Origin of the sequence: Geodermatophilus chilensis, assembly GCF_002802985.1 — a bacterium.
Taxonomy (GTDB): Bacteria; Actinomycetota; Actinomycetes; order Mycobacteriales; family Geodermatophilaceae; genus Geodermatophilus; species Geodermatophilus chilensis.
This window is the reverse complement of the sequence record NZ_NVPT01000150.1, coordinates 1-13067: the sequence shown is the minus strand read 5'-3', so window position 1 is coordinate 13067 and position 13067 is coordinate 1. Positions and strand designations below refer to the sequence as shown.

Here is a 13067-nt window from a genome sequence, read left to right as displayed (position 1 = left end):
CGGCCGCCGACAGCGGCCGGGCCGGCACCTCGGCGGCGGTGGCGGCATCGAGCAGGGCAGTCGGGGAAGATGAGGTCGCGGGCACGGGCCCTCTCGCTGCTGATCGATGGCGTAGACAACCTCAGATCACCACACGGCCCGTGTCCGCCCTAAACCCACAGGTCAGCCGCGCGCTCTACGACTTTGCCTCCGCCCTGGGTGAGTAAGCGTGGCCAATCAGGAACACCGTGTCGCTGGCCGGACACCCGGGTCAATGCAGTGCGCTCGTCGGACGGGAGGAAGAGTGTCGCTGGCCGGAAACGTTCAGCCCGCCTTGGATGCACTCGTCGGAACTCACGCCGTCGAGTACGCCCACAGCCGCAACACCTCAATTCAGATGAAGGCGCTGAGGTTCCCCTGAGTCATGCTGGCGGCGGCCAACACCGCCACGAGCAGCGCGCATTCACCGAAGCCCCCATGGCCGCTTGTCCCCCCAGACGTCGGCCGGACGTTCGCCGACGTTCATGGAGGTCCGTCTTGGCGGCCCAGGCCGGGATACGGACCATGGCGCACTCCGGCGAACTACGCCGGACGGACGTCAATGGTGGTTGAACTGGTGATCGAGAGACGCCGCCCGGACGGGAGTCCCCACCTGCTGACTGCACATCCCCCTGCGTCGGGGAGCACGGGAACCTGCGCAGCGGCAGGCTGGTGGGCACGACGGACACCGTGGAGAACTCCATGATGCCGTTCTCGCTGTACGGAACGGTGCATCAGCGGCACTGCTCAACAAGGCTCCGCGCTCGATGAACCCGGACGCGGGCCTGTCGGGCACCGCCACCACCGATGACCTCGCGATCGGTGTCGCGCGTTTCGCTGCGCCACCTGCCTGCGACCGGTGAAGCGAGAGCCACGCAACCACGGCATGGCGCAACGGGACATCCGTGGTCCCTTCGAAGACCATCTCGAGCCCATCGCGCGGCTCTTCTGACGGAGACTGACCGCGCAGTGGGGAGACCAACTTCGACGAATGTCCGTCAGGCTCCTCCGTGGGGCATGGCCGGCGCAAGGCCGAGCCAGCGTGACGGACGCTGTCACGTGCCGCTCGGCCGCGGTTCGCAGCGGTTCAGCGTCACGCGGCCGCTCGAACACCGCAACATCGTGGGTCGACGCCGTCGAGGAGTGGGCAGTCACCACCACGTCCTGACTCAGCCGCCATGGCAAGGGACTGAACTCCGGCGTTCAGTCGCCCCGTGTCGGCGTGACCGTCCGGTTGGCATCGTTGGTGCCGGCGGAGTCGGCGCTCGACACGCTCGCACCCTGGCCGGGTTCCACGACGTCCAGATCGTCGGTTCTTGCGCCCCGGTCCTGGCCCCCCCGAGGCACTCGCTGGACAGCCGGCGTGCCGGCCCTCCACGGCTTCACCGGTCTCCTCGCCGGCGGACTGGACGGCGTCTCGCACGCACAGCCAGACGGCGTCCGACCTCTCGATGTTAGGCATCCGCGGGGCACTGTCGTACGGCGTCGCGCCGACGCCAGCCGCGAGCTCCGCCGCGCGGTCGGCTTGAACGTCGGCGACCGCGGCGACCTGCACGTCGTCGAAGCGGAGGAGCCTGCGCACGTGCCGCTAGGCGATGACCCCCGCGCCCGTCGCGCCGATCCGGGTGCGGCTCATTCCGGCAGTCTGGTGGCTGGCGGACCGGCAAGGGCAAGACCGTGAAGCGTTTTCAGCCCGATTCGCCCGTGCGACCCGCGGGATCACGCCCGAGCCGGCGGAGGAGCGTTCCCGGATGGTCCGTGATCACGGCGTCAACGCCGAGGGACAGCACCAACTCCATGTCTTCCGGCTGGTTGACCGTCCAGACGTGCACCTCTGCCCCTGCGTCATGAGCCCGGCGGACGTAGGAGGGAACGCGGCGGAGCAGGCCCAGGGAGGGTGCGACTGCGGTGTTCACCGGCGGCAGCCCGGTGATGCGCGTCCATGGCGTCAGCTGACGCACCAACTGCACGGTCGGCATCCCGGGTGTGAGGTCCTGCACTCGGCGCAGCGCCGCCGGGGAGAAGCTCATGACGCGCACCGCCGGGCGGCCGGCCCAGTCGACGGGTCCGTCACCTACCACCAGGCCGAAGCGCCGCAGCGTGGCGACCAGCGCCGCTTCCACCCGGGGCGAGTGCCGCGTGGGGTGCTTGGTCTCGATGGCGAGGCGCACCCGGCCGGGAGTGCTGGTGACGTACTCCAGCAACCGGTCCAGCGTGAGCACCCGGCCCGCGTCCTCGTCGAGCGTCTCGTCGGCCCCGATCCCAGCGGCCAGCTGAGCTCGCCGCCTTCCGGGCATGGTCCGGGGGCGCCCGAACTTGAATCGCTCCAGGTCGGCAAGGTCGAGAGCGGAGATCACGCCCCGACCGGTCGAGGTGCGGTCGATGCGACGATCGTGGACGCACACCAGCGCGCCGTCACGGGTCATACGCACGTCGCACTCCACGGCGTCCGCGCCGAGCCGTGCGGCGTACCGGTAGGCGGCCAGGGTGTGTTCCGGCTCGTCCGCCGAGGCACCACGATGGGCCACGACCTCGACGGCGCCCAGCTCGGAGCCGTGCATTGCCATCATCCGGCCACGGTCCCCGAGGCCTCCTCGGTCCTGCCGCCGACGCTGCGGCATCGCCAGCGCGACTGATCATCTCAGTGTAGAGGCGTTCGTACGCGGCGGCCAGGACAGTCGGAGCGAACTGCTCACAGACACGGCCATGCAGGCGGCCGACGGCACCCGCTCCAGCAGCGCCCGCCGTCCGGCGTACTCGCCGGACCGGGGCTGGACGAACCCGTCCAGGTCAGGCCACAGGGGGTTCAGCAACGGGCGGCAAGGAGTTCGGCCACCCGGCCACCGCCCCTGGGGACCATGCCCTCCGTCGTCGTCAGTGGCCGGTCGTAGAGCGCCTTGACATAGCCGACGGTCGGATCGGTGAGCAGCGGACCCAGCAGACCGACGACGAACAGCGGATCCATGGCGACCAGGTCCGAGTCCACGAAGACGACGCAGGGCCGCTGTGCATCCGACGCATCCGCCGGGTACCGCCGTCCACGTCGGCGACAGTTCCAGACGGCGTCCGAGCCGTCCAGCGCCGGGAACCCGAGGAGCAAGCTCATGACCGTGGCAGCCCAGATGCTCGACACCTACCCCAAAGACCTCGGCGGTGTGGACAAGGACAAGCTCCGCGCCTGCATCGAGGCGTGTTTCGAGTGCGCGCAGGCCTGCACCGCATGCGCCGACGCCTGCCTGAGCGAGGACATGGTCGCGGAGCTCACCAAGTGCATCCGCAGCAACGCCGACTGCGCCGACGTCTGCGACACCACCGGGCGGGTGCTGTCCCGACACACCGGCTACGACGCCAACCTCACCCGGGCCGTGCTCGAAGCATGTGCCGCGGCATGCAAAGCGTGCGGCGACGAGTGCGCGCGCCACGCCGAGATGCACGAGCACTGCCGGATCTGCGCCGACGCTTGCCGGCGATGCGAGCAGGCCTGCCGCGACCTCATCACCTCGCTCGGCTGACGCAGGTCCGCACGCCGCCCGTGCCGAGGCCGGCCGCCGGGGCACCCGATCGCCACGACAGGCGGGCCGGGCGCCCCCGGCATCAGTGGGCACAGCGCAGACGGACCGGGCCTGCGTCGAGCGGCGTCCGGAACGACACGTAGGGCTTGCGTCGCTGGTCGTCTACCCCGCGGTACTCGTCCGCTGGTACAGCTGGTTGGCGGTCACGTGGTGCCTGTCGACGGCGACGGACGTGGTGTCCGGCCAGAGCAGCCGCGGGTCGTGGACGGTCTGCCGTGAGCCGTCCGAGAGCCGGCAGTGGATGGCGTTGTACTCGCCGTCGGTCACGGACAGCCGGTCGGCGTCGGTCTCCCGCCCGTCGCTGACGCAGCCCTTGTCGCCCTCGTCCCGGACGGTGGCCGCCACTGCCTCGTCGTCTTTCAAGTTGTCGACCAGCGCACCCACGTGCTCAACGCAGGAGAACGGGTCGCGCTGCTGGTGGGACAGGGCGCCCGTGAGGCACAAGAGGAGGTCGTCGCCGTCGCCGACCGGCTCGGCGCCGGGATCGCCACCAGCCTGCTCGGCAAGCCCTACGTCGACGAGACGCTGCCGGCCGCCGCCGGGGTCATGGGCCATCTCGGGACGACGGCCAGCGCCTCCTTGCTCGGCGGGTGCGACACCCTGCTGCTGGTCGGCACCAACGACCCTGGACCGAGTTCTACCCGGCGCCCGGTCAGGCCCGCGCCGTGCAGATCGACCTCGACGGCCGACATCTGGGCAACCGCTACCCGGTCGAGGTGGCGCTGGCCGGCGACGCCGCCGAGACCCTGCGGGCCCTGCTGCCGCTGCTGGAGGACCGCACCGGATCACCCTGGCGCGCGGGGGTGGAGGCGGCGGTCCCCAACTGGCGGGAGCTGTCGGCGGAGCGGGCGCGGACGAAGGCCCGGCCGGTCAACCCCGAGGCCGTCGTGGCCGAGCTCAGCCCGCGGCTCCCGGGCGACGCGCAGGTCGCCGTCGACGTCGGCTCGGTGACCTACTGGTACGCCCGCCAGCTGCGGCTCCCCCGCGGCGTACCCGCGCACCTGTCCAGCACGCTGGCCTCGATGGGCTGGTCCCGTGCCCCACGGCCTCGCGGCGAAGCTCGCTGCACCCGACCGGCCGGTCGTCGTCCTATCTGGTGACGGCGCGATGCAGATGCTGGGCAACGCCGAGCCGGTCACCGTCGCGCACCGCTGGCGGCAGTGGACCGACCCCCGGTTCGTCGTCTGCGTGCTGGTCAACCGCGACCTCGCCGAGGTCACGTGGAAGCAGCGGGAGATGGAGGGCGACCCGCGCTTCGACGACAGCCAGGCGCTGCTCGACTTCTCCTACGCCGGGTACGCCGACCTGCTCGGCCTCATCGGCATCCGGGTCGAGGACCCGAGCGTGCTCGGTGAGGTGTGGGAGCGGGCGCTGGCCGCCGACCGGCCCGTCGTTCTCGAGGTACGGACCGACCCCGACGTCCCGCTTCTGCCTCCTTTCCCTGCCGGCCAGCAGAAACTGGGCTCCTTCCGCGCCGGCCTGGAGCAGGAGGGCGCGGCCGGGGAGGACGCCCGCGCCCTCCTCGACACCTACGCCGAGCAGGAGACACGCGAATCCGAGGAGTGACGCCACGGCAGCGCGGCCGCCGGAGTGTCGCCGCACCGGATGGGTAGGCCCTGGAGATGGCTGACCCCCAGGACGGTCCCGAGCTGTACTCGGTTCTCGAGGCCCACGACCCCTACGCCCAGCGGCAGACCGGCTGGGCCGAGGTCATTCTCGCCCCGTCCTGACGCCAGCCCCCACCCGAGAAGAGAGGAGATCCCGTGTCCAACTCCGTGACCGCCGACGAGGTGCTCCGCTACCTCGGTGAGGTCGACTACCCGGCCGACAAGGACACCCTGGTCACCGCCGCCGAGCGCGCCGGCGCCTCTCCCGAGGTGGTGCGGGCCCTCCGCGCGATCCCACCGTCGGTCGACTACCGCAACGACGACGAGGTCGTCCGGTCACTGCGGCTTGACCCGGCACCCAGTCGTGACCCGGGTACCGCGGCCCAGCAGGCCCGCTACGACAGCAAGCCCGGCATCGCCGAGACCTCGCGCGACATCCAGGAAGACCGCGTCAAGGGCGAGGACCGGCGCACCGTCTGACCGGTCCCGGGGATCTCGTCCCGACCGCACACCTGATCCGACCCACAGGAGGTGTCCATGGCCGCCCACGCCGGCGAGAAGGCCCAGAAGACCGGCGACTTCTACTGCGCCCACTGCAGCGAGAAGGTGCACGTGAAGCAGGGGGACGAGATCCCCCCTTGCCCGAACGGGCACAAGACGTTCGAGACCCGCCGCAACGAGCCGGGGAACAAGAGCTGACCGGCACCCAGTCCGATCGAGGACGGCTCGCCGGCGCTCAGTGGGTCACTGGTCGGGGCGCGTGCTCGGCAGGGATCCGCTGGGCGTGAGTTCCTCGGCGATGTCGACAATCTTGCGGTTGCTCGCCTGCGAGATCCGGGTCAACACCCCGAAGGCCTGGTCGGCGGTGAGCTTGTACCGCTCCATGAGGATCCCCTTGGCCTGTCCGATCAGGTCCCGGCTGGACACCGCTCGCCGCAGGTGGTCCTCGTTTTGCGCGCCGGACAGAGCGACGGCGGCATGGGCGGCGAAGACCAGCCCGACGTCCTCCGACTCCTCACCGAACGCATGCGGCCTGCGCGCGTAGACGTTGAGCGCACCGAGGTTGTCGCCCTCGACGAACAACTGGAAGCTCACGGAGCTCAGCACGCCGACCCGAGCCGCCTCGGCCGCGTAGCGGGGCCACCGCGGCTCATTGCGCATGTCGTCGATGCGGACGGTCTTCTCCTCCCACATCGAGTCCAGGCACGGCCCCTCCTGCAGCCGGCTCTGGATCTCGTCGACTGTGCGGGGCAGGTCACTCGTCGCCGCGCGCGGCTCCACCTTCCTGCGGCCGGTGACGTAGGTGATCGTGGCCTCCTCGGCCCCGGGGATGGCCCCGACCGCCGTCGACGTGATCGCGTGCAAGGTGGCGTCGACGTCGCCGTGCCGCTCGTGGAAGGAGCGCGCCGCCTGGCCCATGATCTCGCTTAGGTTCCCCATGGCCTCACCGGCGCCCCTGGCCCCGTCCCCGGGCACGGGGGCAGGCTCCTGCTCGTGCTCGCTCCCCTCCGAGCGGACGGCCCGTCGCGGCTCGTGATCCCGGTCAGCCATGGCTCTGCAACCTAGCCGTCGCCCAGCCGAGGCCGGAACGAGTCGTGGACGTCGTCCGGACGGTCGCCGACGAGCGCGCGTGCTGCATTTGCGGTAGGCCGGGGACATGTTCCTGCAGCTGGGTGACCGACGTTTCGACGTCACGGAGCGGCCGGTGGTGGTCGGCGTCTTGAACCGGACGAGGGACTCCTTCTTCGACCGCGGCGCCTACTACGAGCTAGACCGGCTGCTGGCCCGCGCCGAGCAACTGGTCGCCGATGGCGCCGACGTCCTCGAGGTCGGCGTCCGACCCGGCGGGGTGGGTGTCGCCGAGGTCTCACCCGCGGAGGAGCGCGACCTGGCGGCCGAGACGCTGGCCGCGCTGCGGGCCCGCTTCGACGTCCCGCTGGCCGTGGACACCACCCGTGCCACGGTCGCCCAGGTCGCCTTCGCGGAAGGAGCGGTGCTGGGCAACGACATGAGCGGGTTCCTCGACCCCGGCTACCTGCCGGCGGCTGCCGCGGCGGGCGCGGCTGTCGTGGCCACGCACATCCGCAAGCCGCCCGGGATCCCGGACCCCGATCCGGTCTACGCCGATCTGCTCGGCGAGGTGTGCGGCCGGCTCGCCGAGCTGCTGCATGCCGCGGAGGAAGCGGGGCTCGATCGGGAGCACATCGTCGTCGACCCGGGGATCGACCTGGGCAAGTCCTGGCAGCAGTCCCTGCAGCTGCTGGTCCGCCTGGATGACGTTGCCACGCTTGGCGTTCCCGTCCTGCTGGCCGTCTCGAACAAGATCTTCCTCCGCCGCACGCTGGGCCTCGGCGACGCCCCGCTGGACGTCGCGACCGCAGCGGCGTGCGCCCTCGGGACGATGCGCGGCGGCTCCGTCGTCCGGGTCCACGACGCTCGCATCGGCCGGCAGGCCGCCGACTTCGCTTACGCGCTGAGGACGGCGCGGTCCTGACCGGTCGGCCCCGTCGTGTCCTGCATCGGCACGCACAACGCGCCACGCATCGACCGGCTCCTGAACGGCACCGGTCTCCAGGTCGCTGTTCAGCTGTTCTGGCACCGCGAGCCGGGCCGCCCGGAAGCCGTGGTGGTCGCCGCGCCGCCCGGTTGGGCCGTTCCGACCTGGTGTCCCGACACGGCCGGCCAGGTGCTGCAACGGACGCCGGAGCTCCGGCGCCGGTGGGGTCACCCGGTCCCCAAGCCCGTGCCGGTCATGACCGCCCTCGTCCGGCTCACCTGCCCACCGGGCGGCCTGCTGCTCGACCCGTTCGCCGGGACGGGTTCGACGCTGGTGGCGGCCCGTCAGACCGGCCGTCGGTCGATCGGGCTGGACCTGGAGGGGCGGTTCTGCCGGACGGCCGTGCACCGCCTGTCGGTGCCCCGTGGCCGGGGTGCGCGCGCCGTGCGTGTGCCAGCACGCAAGGGGTACGCCCAGGTCATGACCGCACGGCCTCCCCCGACGTCGTCCGCGGCTGGTGGCGTGACCGTCGATACGAGCAGGGAGCAGCGATGAGCAACGAGACCCCGAACACCCCCGGGCTGAGCGAGACCGAGCTGCGCGACATGAAGGTCGACGAACTGCGCGGCAGGGCGCGGAACGCCGGCGTGGAGGGCACCTCGTCGATGACGAAGGAGGATCTGGTCGACGCGCTGTCCCGTGCCGCCCGTGACGCAGCCGGCCAGGGCGGGGACGGCGGCGCCGAGGCCGGCGACGGCGAGGCGGGGCTTCCCGGCGACCGCGGCCCCGACGGCGGCCGGCTGCGCACCGGCGAGCAGACCTCGAGGTCGTTGCAGTACTCGCAGGAGGTCACCTCGCTCGATGACGACCCGGAGCGCGCCGGCCGCAGCCTGGCCACCACCAGCCACGAGGTCATCCGGCGCTGGGCCGAGAAGCGGGGCGGGGTGCCGGCGACCGTCGAAGGCACCGAGCACGCCGACCACCTCGGCGTCCTGCGGTTCGACTTCGGCGGCGACTCGCAGGACCTGCGGCACGTGAGCTGGGACGAGTGGTTCGAGACCTTCGACGCCCGCAAGCTGAACTTCCTCTACCAGGAGGAGCGCAAGGACGGGAACCAAAGCACGTTCTTCCGCCTGGAGAGCCCCGACCGCGAGGACGCCTGACCGGACCTCGGCCGCGGTCTACAGCTGCGGCCGGATCCCCGGCTCCCGGGCGAGGTCGGCCACATCCAGGGAGCCCTGGCCGCGGACGGCGCTCTCGGCCGGGCCCCGCCGCCCAGCCGGAAGCACGGTCCGCGCCTTGGCGCCCTCCAGTTCCAGCGCCAGGGCGGCGTAGAAGGCCAGGACGGTGAGCGCGAGGCCAACCCATCCGGCCGCCGTCTTCCACGTGGCGGACCCGGTCAGCTCGTAGGCGCCGGTGACGAGGAAGCGGACGCCGGCCAGCCCCATGACCGACGCCGGGACGAGCTTGGCCGCGCCGGCGACCGCCGGCACGAACATCGCCAGGCCGGCGGTGATCAGCACCACGCCCAGGCCCTTGCTGGCGGTGCCGGGCGGTGAGGTGAGCGTGGTCAGGCCCAACGTGCCCCAGGTCCCGGCCAGCACGCCCATGCCCGTGGCCGCCACCGGATCGCGAGCGAGGAACCCGACGACGGAAGCGATCGCCTGCAGCAGGACGGTCGCGGCCAGGGCGGTCAGGGCCGCGACCCGGCCCTCGGTCGGCGGGATCCAACCGAGCTGGACGGCGCTGAAGACCGCGGTCGCCAGCGCGAGGGCGAGGAACCCCAGCGGCAGGGGCGTGGCGATCGGCCGCAGCACGACGCGGGTGGCCGGCCCAGGCGCAGTGTCGTGGCTGCTCATCAACTCACCAGGATCTGGGTGGCGGATTCCTTGATCCTGCTGTTGGCCCAGCGGGCCTGGCGCAGGTTCTGCGGGTGGCAGCGCTTGGCGAGGGCGAGCAGCTCGGTGTCCTCGACGCCCTGCGCGACCTGGGCGCCCATCTCCCAGTCCACGGAGACCCCGGTCGCGTGGATGTGGATGCTGCGCAGGTCGCGCAGCAGCGCCGGGGCCGAGCGCCGGCCGAGCCGGTCGCTGACCGCCTCGCTGAGCTTCGCAAGGATCCTGGGCTCGCCGGCGGGCTCGGGATCCAGGTCCACGCCGTACCGGTCCCCGAACGCGGCCAGCCGGCGGACGTGGTCCTGGGACCAGGTGGCGAGGTCGCGGCCGACATAGAAGACCTCGTGGTCGACCTTGTGCCGCTCGGCCACGGCGAGCAGCTGGTGCGCCAGGTGGTTCTCCGAGCGGTGCAGTTCCTCGAGCGCCAGTCCGATCTTCACCGTCGTCCTCCCTCGGCCGGCAGGGTCTCCTCCACCTCGGCGGTCCGGTCACCCCTGGTCGGGGGAAGGCTGCCGCGCGCCGGCGCGGAGCCGGTCGTGGTCGGTGCCGGGGAACGCCCGCGCCGCGACCAGCGCACCTTGCGGACCGAGGCGGCCGCGGTCTTGAAAATCGGCTGCATGGAGGCGGGGTCCTAGTCGGTGAGCGTGAGCTCGTTGGCGGCCCGGCCGCCCCGGTGCCCGTCGTCCCAGTAGCCGTAGTGGAACGGCAGGAAGAGGACGCCGTCGCGGATGCCGCTGATCCGCAGCCGGGCCCGCACCGAGCCCCGGGGCGTCCGCACCTCCAGCAGGTCACCCTCCCGGGCGCGCATCCGGTCGGCGTCACCGACCGACATCTCCACCCAGACGTCGGGGGCCGCGGCCTGCAGCTGCGGGGCGCGGCCGGTCTTGGTGCGGGTGTGGAACTGGTAGAGCGTGCGGCCGGTGATCAAGGAGAACGGGAAGTCCTCGTTCGGCATCTCGTGCGGCGGCACGTACTCGGCGACCGGGTGGGCCAGGCCTCCCCCGGGCCGTACGGCGTGCGGGTCCCCCACGGCTCGGCGATCCGGTCGATCCGCGGCATCCTGACCCCTCCATCTCGTTCGACGTCGACCTGCGGGGCTCTGCCCGATCGGCTGGGGTGGCACACCTTGGCTGGCGCCCGCGGCGCGCTGGACGCCGGCACCCGCCCGAGGACCGGCCGACCTCTCGATCAGACCGGCTTTTCTATAGGCATCAGGAGATCTCGGCGAGAGCGCGACCGCAGGTGCGAGTTGGATCACCATGTCGCGGCCCACCGGTGCAGGGTTATCGGCGCGGAGATTGGGCCTGCTGCTGTTCTGCCACCCAGCGGTCCACGTCCTCGCGCCGGTACACCACGCGGTGGCCGAGGCGAAAGCCGTCCGGTCCGACCCCGAGGTGCCTCCAATAGCGCAGCGTGGCCACCGGGGTGCGAAGAACGGCCGCCGCCTCCTCCAAGGTCAGCAGCTCGGACGCCGCTGTCCGGGCGTCATCGTCGGTCACGGCCAGGCACCTCCGCGCGGTTGGAGTCAGCAGGGACAGGGCGCCGGCGAGCGCGCCGCACGCGAAGGCGCGGCCCCACCTGACTCGACCTGTGCCGGTGACCAGACTTGCGGCGCTTCTCCAGTTGGCCTCCGGCTACTGTCCCGCCCGCTCTCCGCCAAGCAGCGACTGCTCGACGGCGGCGTCCGCGCTTCTGCAGCCGTTCTGCAAGAGGCCGACAGCGGCAACGCCCGGTGGCCGCGCCCAGCCGGAGGAGAACTGGAGGACTGCTGCCTACGAGGCCGGGCGGGGCGCCGGCCGTCATTCGCCCCGTCTGCCCGTGGGGTGCAAGAGCCTACACAGTCCCGCGTGTGACGAGGGTCGACTTCCTCCCGCCGGTCCTCCCGACCACCGAGGCGGCCAGCGCGAGGATGCCTCGGCTGGCCAAGGACGTCCAGTTAGGCGCGGACGTCGTTGCCGCGCAAGGCTGTCGCCGCGCCGCGCAACCGGGGCTGCAGTGTCCCCCACACTCCTGTCCGCTTCCCGCAACCGGCTTTCCTCCGGCTGCAGCGGGTCGGGGGAAGGGTGGGCCGCAGGCCCATCCCGAAGGGACGCGCAGCGCCCTTCCGGCGACCCGCTGCAGCCGGCACGCTCGGCCGGCTGGGGAGCGGCGGCGTCCTCGCCACGACCCCCCTTACGGGCAATGCTCCCGCCATCCTGGTCGGCAGAGAGTCCGCAGAAAGTCGGCAAGACGCTCAATCGCGACCATGACGCGCCAGCACCGTTCACCACCGAAGCCGCAGGTCAAAGCCCGGTTCAAGCGACCACCATCAGCAGTCAATCATCAGGGATCAGTACGACAACTACTGCAGAGGACCACGGACGCGGTCATAGACGCCCGCGAAGCCGGCCGCTCAACGGCCGGGCAGCTGTCCGGCCCTTCGTGCCCGCTACCTGACCTGGCTGTCGCCGCGTTGGGGCACATCCGGGGCACATGACTCCCTGATTGGTCCCGGTTGACGCTGAATAGCTGGGTTGTGTCAGTGCAGGTCACCACAGAGGTTGGCCCATCCGCGCTGGTCCGCGTCCCCCGCTTCCACCTACTGGGACTACCCGCCGGCGCGCCGCGTGACCGATGTTGGTCACGCGGCGCAGGTCGTGCGTCCGTCCGGACGAGGGTCTCACCTGCGCAGATCGGTCCCTCCGCGTGACCTATCCATGACCTACGCGGCGGAAAACGGGGGGTCACAGGGGGCCGTAGCGGGCCATTGAGACGGTCCTCGAAGACTTCTCCGGAGGACCCGACAAGCATCTGACCTGCAGCTTTACGCGGAGCGGGTGACGAGAATCGAACTCGCACTGTCAGCTTGGGAAGCTGATGTTCTGCCATTGAACTACACCCGCGGAGTGCGGCCCGAGCTTACCGGAGCGCCCCGTCGGAGGGCAGCGGGGGGCCGCCGGCGCGGATGACGACCGTGGTGCCGGCCGGGCTGGGCGTCGCGGTGATCTCCCCCACGGCGCTCATCAGCATCGAGCCCCTGCCGCGGTCCATGCTCGGCACCCGCTCCCGCCACCGGCCGTAGTCGCGGACCGCCACCTCCACCCGGCCGCCGGCGACCTCGGCGCCGACGTCGATGACCGGCTCGGCCGGGTCCTGGGCGTGCTCGATGGCGTTCGTGGCCGCCTCGCAGGCGGCCAGCACCAGGTCGTAGGCAAGGTCCTCGTCCAGGCCGGCCTCGGTGAACAGCGCCCGCAGCCGCCGGCGCAGCGCCGGGATGGACCGCGTGTCGGAGGGGAGGCGCCAGTGCCGGCGGACGGCGGTGCCCGCGGGGGCGACGGGGGCGGACGGCGCCTGCCCGGCGGACGGCGCGGCCGCGGGCGGGGTCACCGGCGGTCGCGGGCGGGGTCGGCGGTGTCTCCTCTACACATCTCCGAGCCCACCAGACCGTCCTAGACCTTGTCTGCAGCCTTCTGCCTGATAACAAACACACATAACACAT

The 13067-nt window shown here is 71.7% G+C and carries 16 protein-coding genes, 1 tRNA gene and 1 pseudogene; 9 read left to right on the top strand and 9 right to left on the bottom strand.

The genetic code is table 11. From position 1 onward, the window contains the following. Positions 1–1706: 1706 nt before the first annotated feature. Positions 1707–2579: a glycerophosphodiester phosphodiesterase gene (locus tag CNO22_RS20930; RefSeq protein WP_232807220.1), complete on the bottom strand. Its 873-nt coding sequence runs from the start codon at positions 2577–2579 to the stop codon at positions 1707–1709. A gap of 245 nt (positions 2580–2824) precedes the next feature. Beyond that, entirely contained in the window at positions 2825–3124 is a 300-nt protein-coding gene (locus tag CNO22_RS29280; protein ID WP_232807219.1) for a hypothetical protein, read from the bottom strand. On the opposite strand from CNO22_RS29280, the gene CNO22_RS20920 reads away from it, so the two are divergent. The 6 genes and pseudogenes from CNO22_RS20920 (at position 3123) to CNO22_RS20905 (ending at position 5896) form a co-directional block, all read left to right on the top strand. Beyond that, the gene (locus CNO22_RS20920) at positions 3123–3530 is read left to right on the top strand and encodes a four-helix bundle copper-binding protein (RefSeq protein ID WP_100501187.1); all 408 of its coding nucleotides are present in this window, start codon (positions 3123–3125) and stop codon (positions 3528–3530) included. The two genes, CNO22_RS29280 and CNO22_RS20920, sit on opposite strands and share 2 nt — an antisense overlap. A 297-nt stretch (positions 3531–3827) precedes the next feature. Next, positions 3828–4151: pseudogene (locus CNO22_RS30180) on the top strand (hypothetical protein); the annotation flags it as partial. A 104-nt stretch (positions 4152–4255) separates the two neighbouring features. Then, the gene (locus CNO22_RS29270; RefSeq protein ID WP_232807217.1) at positions 4256–4690 is read left to right on the top strand and encodes a hypothetical protein; all 435 of its coding nucleotides are present in this window, start codon (positions 4256–4258) and stop codon (positions 4688–4690) included. After that, entirely contained in the window at positions 4626–5156 is a 531-nt protein-coding gene (locus CNO22_RS28510; protein ID WP_198588482.1) for a thiamine pyrophosphate-dependent enzyme, read from the top strand. Before CNO22_RS29270 ends, CNO22_RS28510 begins: the two co-directional genes overlap by 65 nt. A 197-nt stretch (positions 5157–5353) precedes the next feature. Then, on the top strand, positions 5354–5677 hold the full coding sequence (locus CNO22_RS20910; RefSeq protein WP_100501186.1) for a DUF2795 domain-containing protein: 324 nt from the start codon (positions 5354–5356) through the stop codon (positions 5675–5677). Between the two features lie 57 nt (positions 5678–5734). After that, positions 5735–5896 carry a zinc ribbon-containing protein gene (locus tag CNO22_RS20905; RefSeq protein WP_100501185.1) on the top strand — a complete coding sequence of 54 codons (162 nt, stop codon included), beginning with the start codon at positions 5735–5737 and terminating at the stop codon, positions 5894–5896. Positions 5897–5941: 45 nt separating this feature from the next. Here CNO22_RS20905 and CNO22_RS20900 read toward each other — a convergent pair whose 3' ends face one another. Then, positions 5942–6637 carry a GAF and ANTAR domain-containing protein gene (locus tag CNO22_RS20900; RefSeq protein WP_100501191.1) on the bottom strand — a complete coding sequence of 232 codons (696 nt, stop codon included), beginning with the start codon at positions 6635–6637 and terminating at the stop codon, positions 5942–5944. A gap of 217 nt (positions 6638–6854) precedes the next feature. Here CNO22_RS20900 and folP point away from each other — a divergent pair, with 217 nt between their 5' ends. The 3 genes from folP to CNO22_RS20885 are packed head-to-tail and all read left to right on the top strand — an operon-like array spanning position 6855 to position 8857. Beyond that, entirely contained in the window at positions 6855–7691 is an 837-nt protein-coding gene (gene folP / locus CNO22_RS20895) for a dihydropteroate synthase (RefSeq protein WP_100501184.1), read from the top strand. A 15-nt stretch (positions 7692–7706) separates the two neighbouring features. Further along, entirely contained in the window at positions 7707–8249 is a 543-nt protein-coding gene (locus CNO22_RS20890; protein WP_332870099.1) for a site-specific DNA-methyltransferase, read from the top strand. Continuing rightward, positions 8246–8857, top strand: coding sequence for a Rho termination factor N-terminal domain-containing protein (locus CNO22_RS20885; protein ID WP_100501183.1), 612 nt, complete (start codon positions 8246–8248; stop codon positions 8855–8857). Before CNO22_RS20890 ends, CNO22_RS20885 begins: the two co-directional genes overlap by 4 nt. Positions 8858–8875: 18 nt before the next feature. Here CNO22_RS20885 and CNO22_RS20880 read toward each other — a convergent pair whose 3' ends face one another. The 6 genes from CNO22_RS20880 to CNO22_RS20855 form a co-directional block, all read right to left on the bottom strand. After that, positions 8876–9553: a GPR1/FUN34/YaaH family transporter gene (locus CNO22_RS20880; RefSeq protein WP_100501182.1), complete on the bottom strand. Its 678-nt coding sequence runs from the start codon at positions 9551–9553 to the stop codon at positions 8876–8878. After that, positions 9553–10029 (bottom strand): hypothetical protein, encoded by a 477-nt coding sequence (locus CNO22_RS20875; protein ID WP_100501181.1) that lies wholly within the window; start codon positions 10027–10029, stop codon positions 9553–9555. Before CNO22_RS20875 ends, CNO22_RS20880 begins: the two co-directional genes overlap by 1 nt. 191 nt (positions 10030–10220) lie before the next feature. Continuing rightward, positions 10221–10619 (bottom strand): molybdopterin dinucleotide binding domain-containing protein, encoded by a 399-nt coding sequence (locus CNO22_RS28505; protein ID WP_198588481.1) that lies wholly within the window; start codon positions 10617–10619, stop codon positions 10221–10223. A 253-nt stretch (positions 10620–10872) separates the two neighbouring features. Then, positions 10873–11088 (bottom strand): helix-turn-helix transcriptional regulator, encoded by a 216-nt coding sequence (locus CNO22_RS20865; RefSeq protein WP_100501180.1) that lies wholly within the window; start codon positions 11086–11088, stop codon positions 10873–10875. 1312 nt (positions 11089–12400) lie between these two features. Next, positions 12401–12471: transfer RNA gene (locus tag CNO22_RS20860), tRNA-Gly, on the bottom strand. Positions 12472–12487: 16 nt separating this feature from the next. Further along, a complete protein-coding gene (locus tag CNO22_RS20855) occupies positions 12488–12955 on the bottom strand; it encodes an ATP-binding protein (protein WP_100501179.1) in 468 nt (155 codons plus the stop codon). Between the last annotated feature and the right edge of the window lie 112 nt (positions 12956–13067).